21 protein-coding genes and 2 pseudogenes are annotated in these 25,788 nt (G+C 50.7%); 12 read left to right on the top strand and 11 right to left on the bottom strand.

What is annotated here, in order from left to right; translation table 11 throughout:
* Positions 1–179: 179 nt before the first annotated feature.
* Positions 180–1,130 carry a carbamate kinase family protein gene (locus AC6HVW_RS06930; protein WP_071682314.1) on the top strand — a complete coding sequence of 317 codons (951 nt, stop codon included), beginning with the start codon at positions 180–182 and terminating at the stop codon, positions 1,128–1,130.
* 13 nt (positions 1,131–1,143) lie between these two features.
* Positions 1,144–2,538, top strand: coding sequence for an amidohydrolase family protein (locus tag AC6HVW_RS06925; RefSeq protein WP_071682315.1), 1,395 nt, complete (start codon positions 1,144–1,146; stop codon positions 2,536–2,538).
* 185 nt (positions 2,539–2,723) lie between these two features.
* On the opposite strand, the gene AC6HVW_RS06920 is transcribed toward AC6HVW_RS06925, so the two are convergent.
* From AC6HVW_RS06920 to murQ, 3 genes are all read right to left on the bottom strand, one after another.
* A complete protein-coding gene (locus AC6HVW_RS06920) occupies positions 2,724–4,283 on the bottom strand; it encodes a PglL family O-oligosaccharyltransferase (RefSeq protein ID WP_497569309.1) in 1,560 nt (519 codons plus the stop codon).
* A gap of 551 nt (positions 4,284–4,834) precedes the next feature.
* The gene (gene murP, locus AC6HVW_RS06915; RefSeq protein WP_071682317.1) at positions 4,835–6,286 is read right to left on the bottom strand and encodes a PTS N-acetylmuramic acid transporter subunit IIBC; all 1,452 of its coding nucleotides are present in this window, start codon (positions 6,284–6,286) and stop codon (positions 4,835–4,837) included.
* 2 nt (positions 6,287–6,288) lie between these two features.
* Positions 6,289–7,197 carry an N-acetylmuramic acid 6-phosphate etherase gene (gene murQ / locus AC6HVW_RS06910; RefSeq protein ID WP_021805385.1) on the bottom strand — a complete coding sequence of 303 codons (909 nt, stop codon included), beginning with the start codon at positions 7,195–7,197 and terminating at the stop codon, positions 6,289–6,291.
* A gap of 228 nt (positions 7,198–7,425) precedes the next feature.
* Between murQ and AC6HVW_RS06905 the strand changes: the two genes are divergently transcribed.
* From AC6HVW_RS06905 to AC6HVW_RS06890, 4 genes are all read left to right on the top strand, one after another.
* On the top strand, positions 7,426–8,286 hold the full coding sequence (locus AC6HVW_RS06905; RefSeq protein ID WP_071682318.1) for an SIS domain-containing protein: 861 nt from the start codon (positions 7,426–7,428) through the stop codon (positions 8,284–8,286).
* A gap of 279 nt (positions 8,287–8,565) precedes the next feature.
* Positions 8,566–10,431, top strand: a complete 1,866-nt coding sequence (locus tag AC6HVW_RS06900; RefSeq protein WP_071682319.1) for a glycoside hydrolase family 3 protein — start codon at positions 8,566–8,568, stop codon at positions 10,429–10,431.
* An 18-nt stretch (positions 10,432–10,449) separates the two neighbouring features.
* Positions 10,450–11,535 (top strand): hypothetical protein, encoded by a 1,086-nt coding sequence (locus AC6HVW_RS06895; protein WP_071682320.1) that lies wholly within the window; start codon positions 10,450–10,452, stop codon positions 11,533–11,535.
* 36 nt (positions 11,536–11,571) lie between these two features.
* Positions 11,572–12,903 (top strand): exo-beta-N-acetylmuramidase NamZ family protein, encoded by a 1,332-nt coding sequence (locus tag AC6HVW_RS06890; protein WP_071682321.1) that lies wholly within the window; start codon positions 11,572–11,574, stop codon positions 12,901–12,903.
* A 216-nt stretch (positions 12,904–13,119) separates the two neighbouring features.
* Here the strand turns inward: AC6HVW_RS06890 and AC6HVW_RS06885 are convergent, their stop codons facing one another.
* Entirely contained in the window at positions 13,120–13,359 is a 240-nt protein-coding gene (locus AC6HVW_RS06885) for a DUF1127 domain-containing protein (protein ID WP_071682322.1), read from the bottom strand.
* Between the two features lie 165 nt (positions 13,360–13,524).
* Here AC6HVW_RS06885 and AC6HVW_RS06880 point away from each other — a divergent pair, with 165 nt between their 5' ends.
* Positions 13,525–14,949, top strand: a complete 1,425-nt coding sequence (locus AC6HVW_RS06880; protein ID WP_071682323.1) for an aminotransferase-like domain-containing protein — start codon at positions 13,525–13,527, stop codon at positions 14,947–14,949.
* 85 nt (positions 14,950–15,034) lie between these two features.
* On the opposite strand, the pseudogene AC6HVW_RS06875 reads toward AC6HVW_RS06880, so the two are convergent.
* Positions 15,035–15,124, bottom strand: a pseudogene (locus AC6HVW_RS06875) (hypothetical protein); the annotation flags it as partial.
* Between the two features lie 178 nt (positions 15,125–15,302).
* Between AC6HVW_RS06875 and AC6HVW_RS06870 the strand changes: the two are divergent.
* The 4 genes from AC6HVW_RS06870 to AC6HVW_RS06855 all read left to right on the top strand — a co-directional run bounded on the left by AC6HVW_RS06870 (position 15,303) and on the right by AC6HVW_RS06855 (position 19,541).
* Positions 15,303–16,235 carry a GGDEF domain-containing protein gene (locus tag AC6HVW_RS06870; protein ID WP_179252193.1) on the top strand — a complete coding sequence of 311 codons (933 nt, stop codon included), beginning with the start codon at positions 15,303–15,305 and terminating at the stop codon, positions 16,233–16,235.
* 318 nt (positions 16,236–16,553) lie between these two features.
* Positions 16,554–16,889: an ArsR/SmtB family transcription factor gene (locus AC6HVW_RS06865; RefSeq protein WP_071682362.1), complete on the top strand. Its 336-nt coding sequence runs from the start codon at positions 16,554–16,556 to the stop codon at positions 16,887–16,889.
* Positions 16,886–17,599, top strand: a complete 714-nt coding sequence (gene arsH, locus AC6HVW_RS06860; RefSeq protein WP_071682325.1) for an arsenical resistance protein ArsH — start codon at positions 16,886–16,888, stop codon at positions 17,597–17,599. Before AC6HVW_RS06865 ends, arsH begins: the two co-directional genes overlap by 4 nt.
* A gap of 469 nt (positions 17,600–18,068) precedes the next feature.
* Positions 18,069–19,541: a SulP family inorganic anion transporter gene (locus AC6HVW_RS06855; protein WP_497569308.1), complete on the top strand. Its 1,473-nt coding sequence runs from the start codon at positions 18,069–18,071 to the stop codon at positions 19,539–19,541.
* 79 nt (positions 19,542–19,620) lie between these two features.
* On the opposite strand, the gene arsC is transcribed toward AC6HVW_RS06855, so the two are convergent.
* The 6 genes from arsC to pfkB all read right to left on the bottom strand — a co-directional run bounded on the left by arsC (position 19,621) and on the right by pfkB (position 25,131).
* Positions 19,621–20,046, bottom strand: a complete 426-nt coding sequence (gene arsC, locus AC6HVW_RS06850) for a glutaredoxin-dependent arsenate reductase (RefSeq protein ID WP_071682326.1) — start codon at positions 20,044–20,046, stop codon at positions 19,621–19,623.
* A gap of 12 nt (positions 20,047–20,058) precedes the next feature.
* The gene (locus AC6HVW_RS06845; protein WP_071682327.1) at positions 20,059–21,348 is read right to left on the bottom strand and encodes an arsenic transporter; all 1,290 of its coding nucleotides are present in this window, start codon (positions 21,346–21,348) and stop codon (positions 20,059–20,061) included.
* 46 nt (positions 21,349–21,394) lie between these two features.
* Positions 21,395–23,146, bottom strand: a complete 1,752-nt coding sequence (arsA, locus tag AC6HVW_RS06840) for an arsenical pump-driving ATPase (protein WP_071682328.1) — start codon at positions 23,144–23,146, stop codon at positions 21,395–21,397.
* A 17-nt stretch (positions 23,147–23,163) separates the two neighbouring features.
* Positions 23,164–23,526 carry an arsenite efflux transporter metallochaperone ArsD gene (gene arsD, locus AC6HVW_RS06835; RefSeq protein WP_071682329.1) on the bottom strand — a complete coding sequence of 121 codons (363 nt, stop codon included), beginning with the start codon at positions 23,524–23,526 and terminating at the stop codon, positions 23,164–23,166.
* Between the two features lie 47 nt (positions 23,527–23,573).
* Entirely contained in the window at positions 23,574–23,924 is a 351-nt protein-coding gene (arsR, locus tag AC6HVW_RS06830) for an As(III)-sensing metalloregulatory transcriptional repressor ArsR (RefSeq protein WP_071682330.1), read from the bottom strand.
* A 265-nt stretch (positions 23,925–24,189) separates the two neighbouring features.
* Positions 24,190–25,131 (bottom strand): 6-phosphofructokinase II, encoded by a 942-nt coding sequence (gene pfkB, locus AC6HVW_RS06825; RefSeq protein ID WP_071682331.1) that lies wholly within the window; start codon positions 25,129–25,131, stop codon positions 24,190–24,192.
* Positions 25,132–25,608: 477 nt separating this feature from the next.
* Here pfkB and AC6HVW_RS06820 point away from each other — a divergent pair.
* A pseudogene (locus AC6HVW_RS06820) lies at positions 25,609–25,758 on the top strand (IS481 family transposase); the annotation flags it as partial.
* Positions 25,759–25,788: the final 30 nt, after the last annotated feature.

Here is a 25,788-nt window from a genome sequence, read left to right as displayed (position 1 = left end):
AGGAGGGTATCACACGGAAAAATCAACGGACTCAGTTGGGTGAAAAAAGTGGTTGGGTTATTACGCAGAAAAATCAACGAACTCGATCGGTTCCCTCTCCCTGTGGGAGAGGGTTAGGGTGAGGGGCAATCACCAGCTCCCGCCCCTATTTAAACGGCCTTTTTAATCGGAAAACCCAGATGAAAGAACTCGTCGTCGTCGCCATTGGTGGCAACAGCATTATCAAAGACAACGCCAGTCAGACCGTAGAACATCAGGCCGAAGCGGTGAAAAAGGTCGCAGACTCGGTGCTGGAGATGCTGGCATCGGATTACCACATCGTACTCACCCACGGCAACGGCCCGCAGGTTGGTCTGGAATTGCGCCGTGCCGAAGTGGCCCACGAACATGAAGGCCTGCCGCTGACCCCGCTGGCCAACTGCGTGGCGGATACCCAAGGCGGTATCGGCTACCTCATTCAGCAGGCACTCAATAACCGCCTGGCGCAGCATGGCGGGCAGAAAGCGGTAACCGTCATCACGCAGGTTGAAGTGGATAAACAGGATCCCGGCTTCACTAATCCCACCAAACCGATCGGCGCTTTCTTTAGCGAACAACAGCGCGATGCGTTATTGCAGCAATACCCCACCTGGCGTTTTGTCGAAGACTCCGGGCGCGGCTATCGCCGGGTAGTCGCCTCACCGGAACCCATCAGGATCGTGGAAGCCGACGCAATCAAGGCACTCACGCAGCAAGGGTTTGTGGTGATCGGTGCGGGTGGCGGTGGCATCCCTGTCGCGCGTGATCCACAAGGGGATTACCAAAGCGTCGATGCGGTGATCGATAAAGATCTCTCCACTGCCCTGCTCGCCAGGGAAATCCGCGCCGACGTGCTGGTGATCACCACTGGCGTAGAGAAAGTGTGCATTCACTTTGGCAAACCGAATCAGCAGGCGTTAGGCCAGGTGAACGTGGCCGAAATGACCCGCTATATGGCAGAGGGGCACTTCCCTGCTGGCAGCATGCTGCCGAAGATCGTCGCTAGCCTGGCGTTCTTGCGCGATGGCGGCAAACGCGTCGTCATCACCTCGCCGGATTGCCTCCCCGCCGCACTGCGCGGTGAAACGGGCACCCATATCGTTAACCTCTGAGAGGGAAGAACAGATGAATGAGAACAGAAGCCGCCGTGAGTTTTTGAGCCATAGCGGCAAAGTAGCTGCGGCATGCGCGCTATTGGGCGCAACCTCCTCCGTCGGTTATGCTGCTAACCCGGCAACCGCGAACTGTGAGGCAGACCAGCGCATGAAAATTACCGACCCGCACTATTATCTGGATAACGTGCTGCTAGAGGCGGGTTTTGAGTTTGACGGGGCAACCCCAGTCAGCACCCGCACCGAACTGAAAACGCTGGAGATCAACCAGGGTAAGATCGTTGCGTTGCGCGATAACCGCCAGCATGCGGACAGTACGCTGCCGGTCTACGACGCTGGCGGCAAACTGATGCTGCCCGCCATGCGTGATATGCACATCCATCTGGACAAAACGTTTTACGGCGGCCCATGGCGTTCGTTGAATCGCCCGGCAGGCACCACCATCAAGGATATGATTCGGCTGGAGCAGAAACTGCTGCCGGAGCTGCAACCTTACACCCAAGAACGGGCCGAAAAGCTGATCGATCTGATTCAGTCCTACGGTTCCACTACCGCTCGCAGCCATTGCAACGTTGAGCCAACCTCCGGTCTGAAAAACCTGGAGAATCTGCAAGAAGTGCTGGCACGTCGCAAGTCTGGCTTTGACTGCGAAATTGTCGCGTTCCCACAGCATGGCCTACTGTATTCGAAATCAGAGCCGCTGATGCGTGAGGCGATGCAGGCAGGAGCACACTACGTCGGGGGACTGGATCCGACCAACGTCGATGGCGCAATGGAAAAGTCGCTCGATAGCATGTTCCAGATCGCGCTGGATTATAACAAAGGGGTGGACATCCACCTGCACGAAACCAGCCCGGCAGGCATTGCGGCGGTGAATTACATGGTGGCAACCGTCGAGAAAACGCCACAACTCAAGGGCAAACTGACCATTAGCCATGCCTTTGCGCTGGCAATGATGAATGAACAGCAGGTGGATGAGATTGCTACCCGTATGGCAGCACAGCAGATCACCATTGCCACCACGGTCCCTATCGGCACTATGCACATGCCGCTCAGCCAGTTGCGTGAGAAAGGCGTGTTTTTGATGACTGGCACCGACAGCGTGATCGACCACTGGTCGCCGTATGGTTTGGGCGACATGTTGGAGAAAGCCAACCTTTACGCTCAGCTTTACGTACGCCCGAACGAGGGAACCCTGTCACGTTCGTTGGCGCTTGCCACAGGTGACGTCTTGCCGCTGAATGATAAGGGTGAGCGCGTATGGCCGAAAGCTCAGGACGATGCCAGTTTTGTGCTGGTAGATGCTTCCTGCTCCGCCGAAGCGGTAGCGCGTATTTCCCCAAGAACCGCCACGTTCCATAAGGGCGAGATGGTTTGGGGCCGCGTTGGGCAAGGTAGTAAGGCCTGATAGATGTGGTGACGTGTATGGGCGCAGCACGCTGCGCCCATTTAAATCATCATTGACTTAACCCGCACTTACATTAACCATCCACCAGCAGAACAGACCGAGCAATGCCAAAAATACCAATACGGTGATTAACACCCGTGCTCGCACGGATCATAGTGTGCATGCCCGTATAAACTTATCGCACTTCACTCAGGCAAATCGGTTAAAAACCGTGGGTCGGTGGGAAATAATGCCTTTGCTTCCTGGTGTAAACGCCGGAAGGTGGCGGTATCCTGTTGATATTGCGCGATAGCCAACCATGAAGCATAAACATTTTTATCGATCCGCTGAGCAAGATAGCCCTGAGCCCATTGGGCATAGTTTTCAAGCAGGCGGGGATCGCGGGTCTGGTTATACATTAGCAACGCATGGGTCTGTTGATCGTATTGCCAGCGCTCGGTATTCACCCAAGGATCAAACGCCATTGCACGGCGAGCTGGCTGAATATCCGCAAAGTGATTACGTTCAAAGGTAGTTAAAGACAAATTGGCATATAGCCCAATACTGGCCACTATGCAGACGGCGGCTGAAGCCATGGGCACTACGGTTCTTAAAAAAGAGTTAGTTGCCAAGGATAAAGTGGCACGCTCTAAGGCCTTATCGGTTTGACGATCCCACTGTGCCAGCAGCAGTAAAAAAATCGCCCAATGTGCGCTAGACAGCATAAACGGGTATTCCGTTTGGCTGTGTAACAGCAAAGGGAGCAGCACGATGGCCAACGCCAGGCTTGCGCCTTTTTTTCGCCAGGATAGCCGGAGCAACCTGATACCGGCACACAGTAAGATCACCATGCCTGCCAAGGCAACCATGCCCCCTTCAACCCACCACAGCAAGATTTCATTATGCGGATGGCGCACCACACCAAGCCCCAATGTGGATAATCCGGCAGCCAGGCGATAGTGCTGAAAGCTATATTCGAATCCACCGTAACCCCAACCCAGCCAGGGCTTTTCGGCAATCATCTTCAGGCTGTCCAGTAACATCATCAGCCGGGCCTGGTTTGACGCGGCGTGTTCAACCGTTTCAATTCCTCCGCTCACACGAAAAATCAAGGCGATAGTGATACCCAAAAGCATTAGGCCTGTTGCGATACCCGTGAGCTTTTTTGCCTGCCGCCATCCCAAACAGAGCAACAACGCCCCGCTGATACCGCCGCCAAGCCAGCCTATCCGTGACTGTAACCACACCAATAATGCGGGGAACAGCACCAGCACCACCCCCAAGGCATAGCGTCTGTATCGTTCTGCTTTTGGCTGAGTTAAGGAAAAATCAGGCAACAACAACAGCATTAATGCCAGTGCTAATCCGCAAGCGATAAAGCTGGCCAGAACATTCACCTGCTGGAAGACCCCATAAGGCCGGCCGTCTTTCATTGGGTAGTCAAACCAGGCTGGTACGGCTCCCGGTAAGGTCAATTGCAACAGGGCAATCAACGCCTGTAATACAGCGGCCAGTAGAATGGCGTAAAATAGCCAGTGGCGGGCAAAGTGCGGTGGGCGATATTGCATCCATGAGACGTAAAAAACCCAACCGCCAGCCAACCCAAGCCAGCGTGCCAGCCCAGCACTCTGCCAATGGGGAGAGGTATATAATAGGGGAATTGCCAGGATCACCACGGCCAGCAGCAGCCAACGTGCCGTTACGCTAAGCGAGATGGAAGAGTTAGCCGATAGTGTCAGCCAGAGGGTGGCCGTGACGGCAGCCATCACAGCCCAAGTCAGGATACTATGCGGCAGTTTCAGGCCGCTTCCGCCCATGTTAGGTAAGGCGAACGGACTAAGAAATATCAACCAAATCAGTAGCAGTCCTAGAGGCAATAAGGCTAGCCCCACTGGGCAAGCCAATGGTAATGGACTTTGTGGATGTCGCATTTGTCACCTGATAAAAAATAATCTTCAGTGTTGAGAGCGGCGGTCTTACTTTTTATGCCTATCGCTCTTCAAATTACGGGGGAATAATAGATTGCACTTCAATGAGAGTCATTGATGTATCGGAGGCTACAACATCGTGATAAACCAATCAATTTAATGATTGATAATTAACAGAATAATATTTTTAATTTTTTATAATAAAAAATTAAATGCTGGGTTAACCGCAGAGATGGCAAACTCAATGGTAATACTGCTGAGTTCACAGAGGAATCAACGCACACCAAGACATAGATAATTTATTGATTTTTTCACAAAAAAAACAATCAAGTGGTGTATGGCCCGGTAAGCCGGGCCATCGTGCGATAGAGGATTAATTCAACTTAAAATCAGCTTAAATCAACATCTTTACTGCCAAACAGCCAGGTCAGAATAAATCCGGCAATATAGGAGATCAATATACCGGCGACATACACCAGCATGCCGGCGAAGATCCCCTTGGCTGAGGTCATTAATGGAATCGACACCAGACCCGAAGGACCAAACACCGTATTCAGCCCCACCGGCAACCCCATCCAGGCAACCAGACCGATAAAGAAACCACCGACCGCGCCACCGAGACAGGCGGTAACGAATGGCTTCAGGCGCGGTAAGGTGACACCGTAAATCAGCGGCTCACCAATCCCCAGCAGGCCGGGGAAAATGGCCCCCTTAATCTGGGTACGCAGCAGAGAGCCTTTAGGCGAGCGAGCAAACAGTGCCAGCGACGCCCCCACCTGCCCTGCACCGGCCATCGCCAGAATAGGGAACAGCGAGTTAAAGCCCTGCGCATCCATCAAGGCAAAGTAAACCGGCACAAAGCCCTGATGAATGCCAAACACGACGGCGATCAGGAACAACCCGGCCAGAATGGCGGTGCCGAACGGGTTGCCGTTCAGGTGCATAAACAGCCATGACATGCCCTTAAACAATTCACCGCCAACCGGCATAATCACCACAAAGGTAATGGCGCCAGTGATCAGCAGGGTAATTGACGAGGTCAGGATCATATCCAAATTATCGGGGATCATCCGGCGTACCTGCCTTTCGATCCATGCGCCCAAGATACAGGCCAGTAGAACCCCAATGATGTTACCGCGTGGGTCGATCGCCAGCCCAAAAAAGTCGCTCATCCCTGCGTAGTAGCCGGTAGTCCCTTCTGGCACATAGCGTAAAACAAACAGCGAAGCGATGATCGCACCGTTAACCCCAGTGCCACCAAAGGCCTTCTGAGTATTAAAGCCAATCAGGATACTGAGGAAGGTAAACAAACCGATGCTGAACACTTTCATGTAAGCGATCAGCCCTTTGAGCCATGCGGCCGGTGCTACGCCCTCCACGATCAGCGTTTGCTGCATCAGGGTAGCGATCCCCAACAACAACCCTGCGGCAATAAAACCTGGGATCAACGGCGTAAAAATCGTGGCAAACTTAGTCAGAAAATTATGCACCGCGCTATTTTGCTTGGCTTTCATCTGCTGCTTGTTTTCACTTGCCAAGGCCTGCAAGTCAGCTTGCTCGGCATTCCCCCGTTCCTGCTGCGGCTGCGCCGCTAACAACGCATTCATCATCTCGCTGGCAGTTTGCGCTTTGCCAGGGCCGAGGATAACCTGCAGTTGATCGTCGCCGTTAACTACCCCCATCACGCCAGGGATCTTCTTCAACTCATCGAGCCGTATCTGCTGACGATCTTTTAACGTCAGACGCAGCCTGGTCATGCAGTTACCGCAGATAATGATATTTTTACTGCCGCCGACCAGAAGTAAAATTTGCTCTATCATAGGAACGGTTATTTTCGCCATGGTTATGCCTGTATCCCTTGCAGTGCTTGACGGATAAATCCTTTGTTTTTACTCAAAACCGCGCTGGCCTCAGGGGCAGACAAGCCGCCGAGGATCATCACAATCGCGGTTTTGCAGTGACGCTGACATTGATTAAGTGCCTCTTCCGCCTCCTCTGGGCTGCACTCGGTGGCTTCGACCACGATATTAACCTGGCGCTGTATAAGCTTGGCGTTGGTGGCCTCCACATCGACCATCAGGTTGCTGTAAACCTTGCCGCTGCGGATCATCGCACCGGTGGTGATCATATTCAGAATTAACTTCTGCGCCGTTCCCGCTTTCATGCGCGACGACCCCGTCACCACTTCAGGGCCCACCACCGGTTCAATGGCGATATCCGCCGCCTGGCTCATTGCGCTATTTGGATTGCATGAGATGGCCACGGCAGTTGCCCCAACGCTACGAGCATACGCCATAGCCCCCAGTACATAAGGGGTGCGGCCACTCGCCGCGATACCAACCAGCACATCACGAGCATTGAAACCGAGATTACGCAGATCCTGTTCGCCCATTTGCGGATTATCTTCAGCATTTTCCACTGCCTGCAAAATCGCGGTATGACCCCCTGCGATCAGCCCAACCACCTGCTCACGCGGTGTACCGTATGTTGGTGGGCACTCACTGGCATCCAGGATACCCAACCGGCCAGAAGTACCCGCACCGCAATAAATCAATCGGCCACCGCAGGCAAAAGCGTCTACCACCAGATCCACTACCCTGGCGATTGCTGGCAAGGTAGCAGCTACCGCCAGCGGCACTTTTTGGTCTTCGCTGTTGATCACGGCGAGCATATCCAGAGTGGGCAACGTATCAATTTGCGAACTGGCCGGGTTGCGGCTTTCCGTCACCATCTGGCTTAAATTTATCTTCATAGGGGCTTCCAATGGGTTAAGATTTTCGACAATGTTAAGGAATTATTTATTCGGCAAATGTGATAATCGTCACGGTAAGTCGATTCCAGGCGCGAGGTAAAGCAGGAATAAAGCGCAAAAAAAACCGCCATTTAAATTTTAATTTTCAACAATTTCAAATAAATAAGTCAAAGAAATGAAAAGCCCCCGAACTGGAATAATCTATTACACACTGTGGAGATATTGTTGATGTCAGTCCTGAACGAAATCACCTGGTTGCTGCCAAGCCTGGCCGAAAACCAGCAAAAAATCGCTAAATATATCCTTGATAACCCGGAAGCCGTCCTGAGCATGTCTTCATCCCAGTTTGCTGAAGATGCTGGGGTCAGCCAGTCTGCCATCGTCAAGTTTAGCCAGAAAATCGGCATGAAAGGCTTCCCCGCACTGAAAATTGCCATCAGTGAGGAGCTGGGCAGAAATAACCTGTTCAAGTCCTCTCCGCATAAGGCCTTGCATAACGCCATCTCGTCGGAAGATTCTTTGATGGTGGTGGCACAAAAACTGGCTCATGAGAAAAATACCGCCATCGTAGAGACGACAAAAAGGATCGATTTCCCCCTTTTCCAACGGGTGGTTGATATCATCGATAACGCTCAACGCGTGCAGATCGTGGGTATTTGGGGCTCGGGTCTCACCGCCAAAGATTTGAGCTACAAATTACAAAAGATCGGAATCCTGAGCCTGGTGGAAGCCGACCTTCACGTCCAGATCGCCACCGCGCAGGCGCTAACCCCCAAAGACGTTCAAATCGTCATTTCTTTCAGTGGCCGTAGGAAAGATATGCATATCGCTGCCTCGATGGCAAAAGCACAGGGAGCGACGGTGGTCGCCATAACCGGCAGCAAGGACAATCCTTTAGCCAAAATAGCCGATTATGTACTGGAAAGTGTCTCTGATGAAAACGAGTGGCGGAGTTCTTCGATTTCGTCCAGAACCGCGCAAAATACCCTGACGGATTTGATTTTCCTGGCGTTAATGCAACGGCGCAAAGAGATAGCCAAACCTCTGGTGCTGAATGCGAGCATGACCATTAATAATCTGGACGACTGACCAGCAGAAAAAACCGAATACCATTAAAACAATGACAAGAATTATCTTAACTTTTTATGACGGGATTAAAATAATTAGCGCAAGATATTCTTGCCCTTAAAGGGTTATTCTTTGCTCGCCCCCTTTACCAATCAAGCTGGTCGATACAATGCTGGTATAAAAAACCGGCATTATTCCTTTCCACATCACAAACACGAATCGATCAACTGTGATAATTATCACTTTATTACCTGCTTTGGAATGTACAATCGCCGGAAATTGATACCTCGGAGTCATCCCATGAAAAAAATAATACCGGCCATCTTTTTATTTAGTGCCGGAAGCTACGCTGCCGCTATTCCAGAAGCCCAACTAAAAGAAATGTGGCTTTCCCCTAAAGACGCGGCTGAAAAGCTCAGTACCGACATGAGTTTTGCAGAAAAACTCGGGCAAATGTTGATGGTTGACATTCGTTCCTGGGATGAAAACAGTAGCGAAAGTAAAACGCCTTTTATTGAGATGAATACCCACGTCAGTAAAATGATGACTGACTATCATTTGGGCTCAGTGATCCTGTTCCGTGAAAATCTGATTAATACCCCACAAACGGTTGAGTTGATTAATAATTTCCAGCATGCACGGACTAATTTACCGCTGTTTATCAGTACCGATCAGGAAGGCGGATATGTTACTCGTCTACGTGTGGGCACCGAGATGCCGGGCAATATGGCCTTGGGGGCTACCGGTGTGGCCGATTTAGCCAAACAGGCTGGGAATATTCATGGTTATGAGTTAACCAGCCTTGGGTTTAACTTTAACTTTGGGCCGGTAGTGGATGTGAATAACAACCAGAATAATCCAGTCATCGGCGTTCGCTCTTATTCCGACGATCCGATTCTGGTTGGGCAATTAGCTCGCAGCTATATCGAAGGTATTCACCAATATCCGGTGCTCACCTCTCTGAAGCACTTCCCTGGGCATGGCAACGTCGCCTCGGATACCCATTTTGCCCTCCCCAGCGTCAACACGGATAAGGCTTCATGGCAACAGACCGAACTGAAACCCTTTGTCGACGTGATGCCCGATACCGATGCCATCATGACCGCCCATGTGGTGGTGCCAGCGCTTGATAGCACCCTCCTGACCAACATCAAGGGAGAGAAAATCGGTACCCCGGCCACCTTATCCAAAGCAATCTTGACCGATACCCTGCGTAATCAACTCAAGTTTGATGGGCTGATCCTGACGGATGCCATGGACATGGGGGCCATTACCGGCAATTTTGACCGTCATTGGTCCATCAAGCAGGCTATTTTAGCCGGTAATGATATTGTCTTGATGCCTATAGGGATTAAAGACAGCGCCAGTATTGAACAACTCGGCGAACTGTATGCTTATTTGCAGGCCGAAGCGGAAAAAGATCCGGTGCTGAAGCGACGCATTGAAGATTCTGCGCAGCGGGTGATTTATACCAAGCTCAGCAAACGCATCTCCCCTGCGCCTCATGATGCTGCCACGGCTGAAACCATTGTCGCCTCCAAGGCGCACAAGGATCTGGAAAACGCCATTTCGGAGCAGGCGATTACGCTGATCAAAAACGACCGGGTGCTGCCTTATGCGCTTAAAGCACAAAACAACATCATGGTCTTTTCAGACGAAGGCCCGCGCAATGAGTTAATCAACAAGCATTTAGCTCAGATTGCCAATGAGTTGAAAGTGGGCTTAAACGTCAAGGATCAGGTAGTTAAGCTGGATCAGGACACATTAACAACGGAAGAAATTGAGCAGCAACTGCAAGATCAACAGTTGGTTATCCTGGCCACCTACAACCTGAAACTCAACCCGGCCAACGCCCAACGCATCATCGACGTCGCCAATAAACAAAATATCCCTCTGGTCGTTATTGCAACGCGTAATCCCTATGACATCGCTTATTTATCGGGCGTAAAAGCCAATATTGCGATTTATGGTATTACCGGTTTTGATGTGACCAATAACGTCCGTAACAGCCTGGAAACCAACATTCGCAGCGGTTTAAGAACGCTATTCAAGGGGCCAACAGGGGAGAGCCTCGCAACGCCTCACGGTAAATTACCGGTTGATATTAAAACACCAGATAATAATAACGTGCTCTACCCACGCGGTTACGGATTAACAGCATTATAATATCTCTGAAGGTAAAACATGAAGATCTTAACAGGGCTAGTGATTTTCAGTGCCATTCTCATGGCACAACCGGTATTGGCTGATGAGTCTGAGACGGATTATGATCAGGAGATCATCAAACTCAATAAACGCATTCAACAAATAGAAAAAGAAAAGCAAGCCGCACAGGATAAGCTTAAACAGCAAACCTGGCGCTTCGATACCTATATTGGTACCGAGCAGGAGATAGACAGTGACGATCGCTGGAAATATATCCGTGGCAGCGTAGCAACCTCGCCTTATGTCGGTGCCTTTATTTACCAGAATGATTCATTATGGCTGTATGACGTTCAGTTTTTGAAAACCTATCTGGATAATACGCCAGAATATGACCGCACACGTTGGCAAGCAGGCGTCACCAGAACGTTTCCATTCACTCTGGCGGGGAAAAGTGGCAACACCAAATTGCGCCTCGGTTATCGTAACGACAACTGGCATTTTCCTTCTATCAGTAACCCAGCTCTGGCAGCACCGGAATACAAAGGGGATATCCGCAAGGGCGAGGAGCGGCACGAGATCTGGATCCGTCCACAAGCCTATTACAAGTACTCTGATAGCCTGAGCTTTAATGCCAGCCTCTCCTTCCGCCTGATTGACCGCAAGTTGGATTATGCGCGGGCAAAAGGAGATTATGGGGTTTACAAACGCGACTGGAGCCAGATCAATGAGCACTTCGCGGGAGCGAACCTGACGTTTAACCAGAAAAACTCCCTCTGGCTGAACTATCTGTATATCGATGAGCAACTGGTCAATACGCTGTATAACAAGGAGCATTTCTTGTGGGCGATTTACCGTTACAAGTTCGATAGTGGCGTGATGTTAATGCCTTATACCCGCCTGGCGCTGACCAAAGGGACACAAAGCTTCCGCGACTCCCGAAATCAGGAAACGGTGTATAAAGAGAAAGATCGTAGCCGTTACGGTTTCCAGGCAATCTATCCGTTTAACAAACAAACGTCGCTGTTTGTCGACAGTTACTACCGCCCGGAACAAACCTGGATGAACGGTGATAAAACCAGCAACAACTTCTGGTTCTGGGCGCTGGAACTGCGGCATAACTTCTGACGGGGATTTGACCCTATTAATGGAGGGAAACAAGGAATGAGACACCTGCTACTGACGGTATTATTCCTGTGCTCGTCGTTGGCTATCAGCGCTGGCTATGCCAGCGCTGTACCAGGCATAGTGCTCGGCGTCGATCAGGAACAAATCTACGGGCCGTTGCTGAAAAACCAGCGCGTCGGCCTGATGGTGAACCAAAGCTCAATCAATAAACAGGGCCGGCACACCATCGATAAATTGCTCGCCGAGCAGGAGAAATATCAATTTACCGTGACCACTCTTTTCTCGGTAGAACACGGTATCCGTGGTAATGCCGATGCCGGGCTGGGCGACGATAACCATATCGATAAGCACAGCGGCCTGCCTATCGTGTCTTTGTATGGCCGGGATGAGGATGGGCGGTCTCGCGCCCATCCCACCGAGGCACAGTTAGCCAATGTCGATATCGTTATTTACGATCTGCAGGATGTGGGCGTTCGTTTCTTTACCTACACCATTTCCCTGCACCACATGCTGGAAAGCCTGCAAAAATACCATAAGAAAATGATGGTATTCGACCGGCCCAACCCGCTCGGCAGCCATGTGTATGGCCCTATTCTGGAGGAAGCAAACATCTCGGGGATTGGTATGCATCCGATACCGATGGTGCACGGGCTCACCTCGGGCGAATTTGCCCGCATGATCACCGGCGAAGGTTGGCTGACGAATTTCAACGATACCAACTGGCAGGGCTTTGGCATCAAAGAGTATCAGTTCCCCGCTGAAGACCTGATGGTTATCAGCATGGCTAACTACCGGCATGACACCCCATATTCACTGCCAGTACGACCATCGCCGAACCTGCGCAGCGATCTGGCTATCCAACTTTACCCTTCTCTGGGCCTGTTTGAAGCCACCAGCGTCAATATGGGCAGAGGTTCAGACCATCCATTTGAACAACTGGGTTTTCCTACGCGTCAGTTTTACGTCAATACCTGCTATCAGGTGGATATCAACCAGCAGAAAACCGGTTGGCCACAGGCAGGCAAGGAAGTGTGCGGGGAGATTTTGACGGCTACCGACATCAGCCAGGTTAAGCCAACGATACGTTATCTGGTCGATTGGTGGTTCAAGTTTAAGAACCTAGGCTATGAGATGGTGATCCCAGCGGCAAAGGAAGCGCACTACCTGGATTATCAGGAGGAGTTCTTCTTAATACGCCCGACGTGGCTGGCAAAACTCACCGGCACCAGCAAACTGGTTGCGTTGCTCAATGACGCAAGCGAAAGAAAACTGTCCGTTGATGAAACGGTTAAATTCATCGAGGCCCAGTGGCAACCCGGGGTGGATAGCTATTTGCAGCTGCGAGAGAAATATCAGCTTTACCCTTAATGAGGCTGTGATGGCGCAAGGGCTGCATGTTGCAGCCCCCTACAAACTCAGCCATTGCCACGTTGGCAACAAGCTTTCCCTTTTCCTATGACTTTGACTTTTGGTGGCGGTAGTCTTTGCCACCTCTTTTTTTGTGAGTGCCAGTTATGGGCGCAGCATGCCGTTGAAATGAGATTTCTATGGCCCCCTCTCATGTTCTACTCTCCTTAACCCTGCTCAGCGCCAGAACGGGCGGCTATAGTCTCGCTTGATATCATCCCGGCTCATGCCGATATCCTTTAGCTGATCGCTATTCAGCCTTGCTAGCGTATTGGCAGCTTTGCGCCGCTCATTCCATCGATTTGCCCATCTGTATGCTTTTAACCCTAAACGGACAAAAATATTACGGCGTTTGTTTTTTGTTCCCTCAGCTGACAAGCAGCCGCCATCAATTTGATTTTCAATAACATTACTCATAATCAGCTCCCCGTCAGTCGATGAGCCTTTAGCATGATGCCTGGGTGAAAAACATTACAGATGCAAAATCTGTCTATTATTTCCATACAGATATGTGCTAAACAGTCTGAATGGTAAAAATCAGCGCCATCTGTACTGGTCCCCTCTCTTTATCCGGTGATATCCATGACTCGCTACCAACAATTAGCCGATATCCTTAGCCTACGCATCAAAGAAGGGCTGTATGTGCCCGGAGAGCGGCTGCCTTCCGTTCGAGTGTTGAGTGATGAGCACGGAGTCAGTATCAGCACCGTGCAGCAGGCCTATCGGCAACTTGAAGAGTGCCTGCTGATCGAGGCACGGCCAAAATCGGGCTACTTCGTGCGCTGTAGCTCAAATCTACCAGCGCTCCCCGCGCTATGCAGCCATACACAGAGGCCGGTCGAGATATCTCAGTGGGAAAATACGCTGGAGTTTTTGCAGGCCAGCGCGCAAGACAATGTGCTGCATCTGGGCGTTGGCACGCCGGACCTGTCTGGCCCAGGCCTGAAAATACTCAGCCGTTTGCTGGCCCGTATCAGCCTGCATCAAAGCGAGGAAGTGCTGGATTACGACAGTATTTACGGCACCACGGTGCTGCGTGAGCAGATTGCCCGCCTGATACTGGACAGTGGCAATCATCAGTCGGCAGACAATATCATCATCACCTCTGGCTGCCATGGCGCACTGGCGATTGCCTTAGGGGCCGTTTGCCAACCTGGCGATATTGTGGCGGTGGATTCCCCCAGCTTTCATGGCGCGATGCAGACGCTGAAAGGGATGGGGATGAAGGTGATTGAAATCCCCACCGATCCGGTGGTGGGGATCAGCCTGGAGGCGTTGGAAATGGCGCTGGATCAGTGGCCGATTAAAGCCATCCAGTTGACGCCAACCTGTAATAATCCGTTGGGTTACAACATGCCGAATGAGCGCAAGAAAGCGCTGTTAACGCTGGCGCAGCGCTATGACGTGGCGATTATTGAAGACGATGTGTATGGTGCGCTGGCTTATCAATACCCTCGCCCGCCGACCATTGCCTCCTTCGATGAGGATGGCCGCGTATTGCTGTGTAGTTCCTTCTCTAAAACCGTTGCGCCCGGCTTGCGGGTTGGCTGGATTTCGCCAGGGCGTTACTTGGAAAAAGCGTTACATATGAAGTACATTTCCGCCGGGCGGGTTCCCACCTTGCCGCAGTTGGCAATGGCTGAATTCATCAAGCAAGGGCATTACCTACAACATTTACGCCGTATGCGCCGCCAGTATCAACGTAATCGCGACATTATGACGGGTTGGATCATGAAGTATTTCCCGCCGAATACCTGCCTGAGCAGACCGCAAGGGAGCTTTATGTTATGGGTGGAGCTGCCTTACGGATTCGATAGCCTGCGTCTGAACCGCTGTTTATTGCCACAGGGCATACAGATTGCCGTCGGTTTTATTAGTTCTGCGGCAGGAAAATACCGCAATTGCCTACGGCTCAGCTACAGCAAGCCCATGACCCGCGAGATTGAGCATGCGATCCAAAAGGTGGGTAACACGATTTATGAATTGCTGGAAAATCTTAAAAAATGAATACCGAGAGTTTATGAGTTCCACTACAGCAATCTGAACCCGCAATTCACATTGCGGTTTTTTTTGTGTCTGCAGTACGATCCTAACCATCGCTTGGTGCTCGAATGGTCGTTTGTTCCAAATTGTAGGTCGCCTCTGCAATCTGTGATTTCAGGCTGGCGATGTGAGCGTCCTCAGCGTTGTAGTTGCCCGAAGATCCTCCCTCGTTTTTGACACTATCGCGAATGTCAAAAAACGGACATGCACCTTTCTCAACGACTACACTTGTAAAATTGGTTTGATCGCGTGTGTTCTCTTGATGTTGCGTTGCTTACGAACAACGTTCTCCCTACGATCCCACTAACGGACTTTGTATGAAGATTGAAATTCTTAAACAGGCGGTTATGGATTCGCGAGACGGCATCACCATCTCTGACAATGCCATAGACGACAATCCTTTGATTTTTGTAAACCCGGCTTTCGAGAGAATGACCGGCTACTCCTTCGAAGAAATTACCAACATCAACTGCCGATACCTACAAAATAACGATCGGGAACAGCCAGAGCTGGAGATTGTGCGCAACGCCGTTAAAAATGGCGAGTACTGCCTGGTAACCTTGCGAAACTACCGCAAGGATGGAACCATGTTTTGGAATGAGTTAAGCATATCGCCAATTCATGATGAGAGTGGGGCTGTAACCAATTTTATCGGGATCCAAAAAGACGTAACACCAAGAATGATAATCCAGCAACAGCTTCGTGATGAGCATCGGTCCCTCGAGGAAATGAAAATACACTTCGAGCAACTCTCCATAAAGGATGGACTCACCGGGATTTATAATCGTCGCTTTTTTGATACGCAGTTCGACATTCAATGCAAAATTGCCATCCGTAATGGTGACTCATTGATGCTCGCCATGATTGATGTCGATCACTTCAAATCATTCAATGATATTTATGGGCATCAGGCAGGCGATGCAGCGCTAATACGTGTCGCTGATTGCTTGAGTCAGTCTTTCAAGCGGGGGGCTGATTTTGTAGCCAGGTATGGTGGCGAAGAATTTGTCATTCTCTCCAATGGTATGACCAAAGACCAGGCAACGCTGTATGTGCAGACGCTATGCCAACTCGTACGGGATTTGAGAATACCGCACTCCGCATCCAGCACAGGATACTTGACTATAAGCATCGGTTTTTCAGTTCATACATTTGGCCAACTGCCCTCGCCTAACGTACTACTGACACATGCCGATAAAGCGCTTTACGTAGCTAAAGCACGGGGCAAAGATCAGTTTTTCAGCCTTTAGCAAAACCCGCCGTAAACCCTCGCCAAAATACGGGCAGGGATATAAGGCAAAAAGCCCGAAGGGATTTAAAGATCGGTCAGGCGTTGACTGACTCTGAATATAGGCTCCGAGAGTCTCAATAGTTGCCCCCCTGCGCTACAGACAAAGTACGATCTTGACCACAACAGCCCTGACTTGCAGAATTTGTGGGCCGACGGCCGGTCACACCGTATCCGCACGACCTCCTCCCTATAACAACACGGAGCGTTTATGTTCTTGGCCTTTCGAGAGGAACAGGTTATATTTCCATTATTCTGGAAATATAAAACAAAGGTGTTTATGGAGCTTTCAAAAGCAGCGGATACCCTGAAAGAACTGGGGCATCCAACACGTCTGAGTGTGTACAGAGAGCTGGTTAAAGCCGGGCATCAGGGGCTACCTGTAGGAGAACTGCAAAAGCGGCTTGAGATCCCTGCTTCAACATTAAGCCATCATCTGTCAGCGCTGATTTCAGTTTCCCTTGTACATCAGGAACGGCAAGGACGAACACTTTTTTGCCATGCTCACTATGAAAGTCTGGACGCACTGATCGCCTTCCTTACTGAGGAATGTTGCACTGGTAGCGCTGATTGTTCCACTACTGCCATAAATCTAAAAAATGGAGAGATAAAATGACGGACGAGCTTAAGAACGTTGGCAGAGGTTTATTCGACACGTCAATTAACGAGGGGAGATTCGGTGTTCCTGCCATTCAACATCCTGCCCGCATTCTGATGCTTTATGGCTCAGTACGCGAACGTTCCTACAGTCGGCTGGCAACAGAGGAAGCTGCACGTCTGCTAACCGCTATGGGCGCTGAGGTTCGTATCTTTAACCCATCAGGTATGCCCCTTCCTGACGATGCTCCAGAGTCCCATCCAAAAGTCATGGAGCTACGGGAGCTGGTTCGCTGGTGCGAAGGGATGGTGTGGTGCTCACCTGAGCGGCATGGTGCGATGACCGGCATCATGAAGGCCCAGATTGACTGGATACCCCTATCGGAAGGCGCAGTTCGTCCTTCTCAGGGTAAGACGCTGGCCGTTATGCAGGTCTGCGGTGGCTCTCAGTCTTTCAATGCCGTAAACCAGATGCGCATTCTTGGCCGTTGGATGCGGATGATCACCATTCCAAATCAGTCCTCAGTGGCGAAAGCCTGGCAGGAGTTTGATGAGGATGGCCGTATGAAACCATCATCTTTTTACGACCGCATTGTAGACGTGATGGAAGAACTGATGAAGTTTACTCTTCTGACCAGAGGGAGTTCAGCTTATCTCGTTGATCGCTACAGCGAGCGAAAAGAGTCAGCGGAAGAACTTTCCCGACGAGTCAATCAGAGCAAGATTTGAGGCCTGACATGAGTGATATGATTGCTTTCAATTCGTGTGTGGCATTTTTTCAGGCGGTAACATGAGGCTGGGCTATCTCACGTTCTGACATCCCCCCTCCGGGAAAGGGCGAAGTAATAGACGAGAAAGCAAGGGGATCTCCTTTTCCCCTATTTTTCTAAGCGTGTCGTTTTGGGTTTAAAATTCCTTATTTTTTTATTATAGTGAGCGCCTAGCCCATGTGATTGGGCTTGATTTGATGGCTGAATGAAAGTGTTTTTACTGGCTACACACTCTTCTGAAAGTAACTAAAGCAGACCTGAGGCCTAAATTTTATCATGTGTATTACGCCACCCTGAGTTTTCCCTTCCTTCGTCGTACTGAGCCAGCCTCTGCACGCACTCAATAACGTCCCGTCTGCGGATGTGTTTTACCGTACATAAATTTTTGCCCTCAAGGGCTGACTGTATCTAAAAACCGAGAAATAACCATGTTGCTGTCCTCAACGCGTAAGGACTGGCTGGGTAACGTCCGTGGTGACGTACTGGCCGGAATTGTTGTCGCGCTCGCACTCATTCCAGAATCGATCGCCTTTTCCATCATTGCCGGTGTCGATCCCCAGGTAGGGCTCTACTCTGCTTTCTGTATCCCGGTAGTTATGGCTTTCTTTGGCGGGCGTCCGGCGATGATTTCTTCATCCACAGGTGCAATGGCGCTGCTGATGGTGACGCTGGTTAAAGACCACGGCCTTCAATATCTGTTGGCGGCTTCCATTCTGACGGGGGTCTTCCAACTGATAGCCGGTTATCTGAAATTAGGCAGACTGATGCGTTTTGTCTCACGCTCAGTGGTAACCGGATTCGTCAACGCGCTGGCAATTCTGATCTTTATGGCGCAGTTACCTGAACTGACTAATGTGACCTGGCATGTTTATGCCATGACTGCGGCGGGTCTAGGAATTATTTATCTCTTCCCGTACCTTAACAAAACCATTCCTTCACCACTTGTCTGCATCGTGGTGCTGACTGGCATTGCCATGTGGCTGCATCTGGATGTACGAACTGTAGGTGACATGGGTAAACTTCCAGACAGCCTGCCTGTCTTCCTGCTTCCCGACGTGCCGCTAACTATCCAGACACTGCTCATCATCCTGCCATATTCTGCGGGGCTTGCGGTTGTTGGCCTGCTTGAGTCAATGATGACCGCTACTATCGTGGATGACATGACCGACACCCCCAGTGACAAGAACCGGGAATGCAAAGCGCAGGGTATCGCCAATATTTGTGCGCCCTTTGTCGGAGGAATGGCTGGGTGTGCGATGATCGGGCAGTCGGTTATCAACGTAAAATCAGGCGGGCGTGGGCGACTTTCTACTCTCACGGCTGGCGTAGTGCTGCTTTGCCTGATTGTGTTCCTACGTGACTGGGTATCTCAGATCCCCATGGCAGCGCTCGTCGCGGTGATGATTATGGTATCCATCGGAACGTTCTCCTGGCGCTCGATTATCAACCTGCGTACACATCCACTTTCAACCAGCGTGGTCATGCTCGCCACTGTCGCTGTCATGGTTGCAACACATAATCTGGCCTTTGGCGTGCTGACTGGCGTACTGATAGCCTCTCTCAACTTTGCCACAAAAATATCCCGGTTCATGAGAGTCACTTCTGTTCTTGAGGATTCGAGCCGAACCTATACCGTTACCGGCCAGGTTTTTTTTGCCTCGGCAGACCGCTTTACCAGACACTTTAATTTCCGCGAAACCATTGAGCATGTGGTGATAGATGTTTCACATGCCCATTTCTGGGACATCACATCCGTCAGCGCTCTGGATAAGGTGGTCATTAAGTTCCGCAGAGAAGGCACGGAAGTTGAGATCCGTGGGATGAACGAAGCTACCAGCACCATCGTTGACCGTTTTGGTGTTCACGATAAACCCGAAGCACTCGAGAAAGCAGGCTTCTGATACTTCGTTAACACGGGTCCCCAGAAAAAAGGGCGAGAACTCTCGCCCTTTCATCATCTCGACTATTTTACCTACACAATCAACTTAAGCGATGCCCCTTTTCATCAACCACCTTCTCACCGTCTTCCTTGGTAAACGCACTTTTCTGCGCCTCCGGAAGAATATCCAACACGACTTCTGAAGGGCGGCACAGCCGGGTTCCCAACGGCGTCACGACAATGGGACGGTTAATCAGGATCGGATGCTGTAACATAAAGTCGATGAGTTGATCGTCAGTAAAACGGTCTTTGGCAAGCCCTAACGTTTCATACGGCTCAACGTTTTTACGCAGCAGAGCCCGTACTGCAATGCCCATATCGGCAATAAGTTTGCCCAACTCATTACGTGATGGTGGCGTCTCAAGATAATGAATAATAGTCGGTTCGGTGCCGCTGTTACGGATCATCTCCAACGTATTACGCGAGGTGCCGCAGGCCGGGTTATGATAAATGGTAATGTTGCTCATATCAGGATCTCATTACAGAGTAACAGAGAGACGTAGCGCCAGCGCGGCCAGCGTTACAAACAGCACAGGCAGCGTCATGATAATCCCGGTGCGGAAGTAATATCCCCAAGTGATCGTCATGTTCTTCTGTGAAAGTACGTGCAGCCACAACAGCGTTGCCAGGCTACCAATAGGAGTTATTTTAGGCCCCAGATCGCAGCCAATCACATTGGCATAAATCATTGCTTCCTTGATAACCCCTGAAGCGGTGCTGCCATCAATCGACAATGCGCCGACCAGCACGGTAGGCATGTTGTTCATGATAGATGACAGGAATGCGGTCAGGAACCCTGTGCCAAAGGTGGCGGCCCAAAGCCCTTGGTCTGCCAGTAAACTCAACACGCCAGAGAGATATTCTGTTAGTCCGGCATTACGTAAACCATAGACAACCAGATACATCCCCAGTGAGAAAATCACAATCTGCCAGGGCGCACCGCGCAGCACTTTACCGGTGTTAATGGCATGTCCTCTTTTAGCGACGGCAAACAGGATAGCGGCTCCAACAGCCGCAATAGCGCTAACCGGGATCCCTAATGGTTCCAGCACAAAAAAACCGACCAGCAGAAGAAGTAATACAATCCAGCCGGTTCTGAACGTCGCCGGGTCCTTGATTGCGAGTGCGGGTTGTTTCAGACGGTTCAGGTCATAGGTCGGCGGAATATCTTTACGAAAGAACAGATGCAGCATCACCAGCGTGGCAATAATGGCGGCAATATCCACCGGCACCATCACTGAAGCGTATTCAGTGAAACCCAGATGGAAGAAGTCTGCCGAAACAATATTGACCAGGTTCGACACAATAAGCGGTAGGCTGGCGGTATCGGCAATAAACCCAGCGGCCATAACGAAAGCCAACGTAGCGCTTTTACTGAACCCGAGAGCCAGTAGCATAGCGATAACGATCGGTGTCAGAATGAGAGCCGCACCATCATTGGCAAATAGCGCTGCCACCGCCGCACCGAGCAGAACGATATAGGTAAACAACAGGCGACCACGGCCATTTCCCCAACGGGAAACGTGTAGAGCTGCCCACTCAAAAAAGCCAGACTCATCCAGCAGCAGGCTGATAATAATGACGGCAATAAAGGTTGCGGTGGCGTTCCAGACGATATTCCACACTACCGGGATATCCGCAATGTGTACCCCCCCCGACACCAGAGCCAGTATCGCACCCAGAGTGGCACTCCAGCCGATCCCTAACCCCTTCGGCTGCCAGATTACCAACACGATGGTCAGGATGAAAATTGCTCCTGCCAGTAACATAAAACCTCCTGACAGGGCAGCGTAACTGCCCTGTATCTGTTAAAAATCAACCTGCGAGCTGTTTGAGTTTGTCGATACCCGTTGGCTCTACTGCAAGAACAGGAACCAACGCAACACGGTTAGTATGCTGGCGCTTAACGGCCTCTATTTGAGGTAGCTCCTGCTGCGCGCGCTGACGAAGCAATGGTGAATGAGTTTCCGCGATGGAAAGACTGTTATTGATAATCCAGCCCCAGGGATGGATCCCCGCCCGTTCAAGATCGGCCTGCAAATTTGCCGCCTCCAACACGGGGGTGGTTTCAGGCAGCGTGACCAGTAAGACTTTGGTGCGCCGCGAGTCCTGAAGCTGCATCATCGGCGTCGTGAAATGAGCTTTATCTCCCATTTTCTTTGCTATCTCCCGGTGATATGCCCCGGTGGCATCAAGTAACAACAATGTATGCCCGGTCGGTGCCGTATCCATGACAACGAATCGTTTACCCGCTTCCCGGATCACCCGCGAGAAAGCCTGGAAAACAGCAATCTCTTCAGTACAGGGAGAGCGTAAATCCTCTTCCAACAGATGTTTCCCCGCCTCATCCAAGTCACGTCCTTTGGTTTCAAGGATATGCTGACGATAACGTTCTGTTTCAGCATGAGGGTCTATTCTGCTGACCTGCAGGTTATTTAGGCTTCCATTGAGGGTTGTACTGAGGTGCGCAGCAGGATCTGACGTCGTGAGATGCACATCAAATCCCATCTCGGCCAGCCTGACTGCTATTGCAGCAGCCATGGTTGTTTTACCCACGCCACCTTTGCCCATCAGCATAATCAGGCCATGTTCACTGCGGGCAATCTCATCAACCAAAGTGGACAGTGACGGGAGCGATGGTTGTTGCAGCGAGTGTTCTTCAGCGAAGGAAACTGTTTCAGGCCCGGAGGCGAGAAGCCCCCTTAGTGCAGGAACGCCAACCATATTTACTGGTTGAAGGAATAAGGTGTCCGTTGGCAGACCGGCCAGACCGACAGGAAGGGTTGCCAATGCCTCCTGCTCCCGGCCCCATATTGCAGCCGCCAATGCATCGTTTACCGCTGCTGTTTCAGGTAAAACACCGTTGATGACCAGATACTGATTTTTGAGGCCAATCGCCGCAAGCTCATTATGAGTACGGGCGACCTCCTGCAGCGTGGATTTTTGCAGTCTTGCCACTAAAACCAACCGCGTACGCTCCGGGTCAGACAAAACCTTAACGGCGTGCGAATATTGCTCACGCTGTTTTTCCAGCCCTGCCATCGGGCCAAGACAGGAAGCCCCGTCTGGATTACTCTCAATAAAGCCACTCCACGCTCCAGGTAACTGGAGAAGGCGAATGGTGTGGCCCGTAGGCGCGGTATCAAAAATGATATGGTCAAAACGGGTCAATAATGATGCGTCAGTCAGCAACCCGGTAAATTCATCAAAAGCTGCAATTTCTGTGGTACATGCACCTGAGAGTTGCTCGTTAATACTGTTAACGACATCATCAGGCAGAATGCCTTTGATGGGATCAACAATTCTGGCCCGATATTCCTGGGCGGCTGCCTGTGGATCAATTTCCAGCGCTGAAAGTCCTGGTACAGAGATCACAGGCAGAATGGTGTTGCCAATAGTCTGGTCAAAGACCTGGCCGACATTTGAAGCCGGATCGGTGCTGACAAGCAGAACCCGCTTGCCCTGCTCCGCCAGACGGATAGCCGTGGCGCAGGAAATAGAGGTTTTACCGACGCCCCCTTTACCGGTAAAAAACAGGTAAGGGGGAATATTCTGTAAGAATTTCATCTGTCCTCCAGACATGTTCAGCAACAGGAAGTCTTACCGCCACAGCAACCCGTAGGAGCTAATCCTATCTTCTCCAGTGGTATACTAAACCAGCGAGACAACTCGGCACGTTTCGGGTATCGCCCTGCCATTACCGTTTCTCCGTCCAGTAACAGCAGTGGCAGTCCTTCAGCCCCCGATGCCTCAAGGAACGCTTTAGCTTTCTCGTTTTGTACAAAGTTCATGGGTTGCTGCGCCAGGTTATAACGGTCAACCTGGACGCCTCGCTGTTTCAGCCATTGCACATCCGCAGAAAAATCAACCAGAAACTGCTCGACCTCAGTACCGCAAACGCCGGTACTACAGCACATCGCTGGGTCAAACACCGTTAACGTTTTCATTTTTAACACCTCACATTCGAAAAAACATATGTGTATAGGTAAATTTTTTAAAGACAAACAGCCTTGCCGCTGCCAGAGCAGTTGGCTGATACCAGCTTGCGAGCAATGCTCTGAACGTCTTCTTGTTGGCTTAACCAGGCCTGCTCGATAACCTGAGCAGCCCAGGAAGGAATATGCGGAGATAATCTGTAGTGAACCCATTTCCCCTGCTTACGATCCAGCAACAGTTCGCTTTCCCGTAACATTGCCAGATGGCGGGAGATCTTGGGCTGCGACTGCTCCAATGCTGCGCAAAGATCGCACACACATAACTCCCCCATCTCCTTGAGCAGGAGCACGATACCCAGACGGGTTTCATCGGATAGGTTTTTGAAGAGCTGTAAGGGGGTAAGCGGCATAGTTGTCTCCTGAGGATCGCCTTTAATCATAATCGGATTGGATATGGAGTCAATTACATATGCGAATTTTCATATGTGAAATCACGAATAACCGCAAACGTTGATGCCAATTTGCCTGGTAACGTGATAGCACGGCACAATTTTATCACTGGCTGAGCAAAGTAAATGAGCCATACCCGAGAATATCCCTGATTGCGTAGGCTTAAGCTATTTATGGATGATTGATCCTATTGCAAAATAACCCGCGTCGTAGGGTTTTCCAAACTCAGCCTCGCGAACTTTTGCAAATGTAGTCATACAGGCGCTGGGTATCCGCCAGTGAACAGAGCCGCGTTCCAAGATTAAGCGTGGCTGCACTGCCTGCTGCGACGCCGAACCGAACCATATCCACCAGGTCTGCCCCGTTTGCCAATTTCAGCACCATCGCGCCTACCATGCTGTCACCTGCCCCGACGGTGCTAAGTTTCTTCACCGGTGGCGGGACTATCTGTATACAGGTGTCACTATCAACCGCGAGAGCCCCTTGAGGGCCGAGTGATACAACAACCCGCTCAGCTCCGCCCTGTTGTACCAACGCCTTAGCGGCAGCCCGGACATCATCAGGATGCTCCAATGACCGCCCGATAAGCGCAGACAGTTCATTCTGATTCGGTTTTACCAAAGCCAGCCCCCCTACATCCAGGCAGGCCTGTAAAGCATCCCCGGAACTGTCGACGATACACTGCAATCCCATGGCTTGCGCCAGCTTAATCAGATCGGTTAATTTTGCCAGCGTGGTGCCCGGTGGCAAGCTGCCACTCACCACCAGAATCGAACCATGAGGGATCTTCTGCACCTTCAACAGAATCTGGTCAAACTCGGCATCATTAACCCTTGCCCCTGGCATAACAAAACGAAACTGTTCACCGCTATTATCCACATGGACATGTAGGTTCTGCCTTGTCCAGTCCTGAGCTTTCAGGGTTTCTGTAACAATGCCTTCCCGATCAAGCAACTCTTTTAAATGCTCGCCCGTTGGCCCGCCAATGGGAAAGATCGCACTGGCTTGCCCACCAAGATAAACAACGGCACGGGCAACATTGATACCGCCCCCACCAGGTTCAAAAATGGGGGTGGTGCAGCGCAGTTTCCCTTCAGGGTAGATCTTGGGAGTGGTCGTCGCACTATCGAGAGAAGGAGAAAGTGTTAAAGTAAAAATCTGAGTCATGATGGTCAAATCCTCTTTTTCTGATTTTACTTTGTTGATTTGGTTGAGGAAGAAAAGGGAAAATGTGGGTCATGCACCGCGACTGGAAACATTTACCCAAGCCAGAATATATCCGTACACCACCAGTATATACCCTAGTTGTCTATAGGGCAGGATCGTCTACCGGAGTGGGGGCAGTCCAACTGATTGCAACATCTCACATAGCTGGTACGGATAAATTCTAATTCATGACATCATAAGAGTACTCATCGGCACATACCAAACATGCTTCAAAAATAGACTAAATCCTAGTGCCGGAAATTTCGACGATTCCGTACAGGAACCCCTGGAAGGAAAAAAGGCAGCGCTGAACCAACGTCCCCCCTCGTTTAAGGATAGCGTTGCTTCGACCCATTGAACTCACAGCACAGAGCGGACATTTGAACGTTGCCCTACCGCCTGTCTTTCAACTTAGCGTTGAAAGACAGGCGGTGCATGGAAAGCCTACAAATGGTTCTGGACAACTGGTTATGGCATTACAATAATGAGCAAACTCATCAGGGGAAAATGTGCTGCAGGTGTACGTCAATAGCCACTTTACTTGATGGAAAACGAGTCTGGGCAGAAAAGAATCTGAACCAGATTTGATCTGACAGACACCTGTATAAATAACCGGCA

The sequence above is a fragment of the Serratia sp. NCCP-200 genome, from assembly GCF_059697885.1.
The sequence above is the reverse complement of the archived record's forward strand: the minus strand, read 5'-3'. Positions and strand labels throughout refer to the sequence as shown.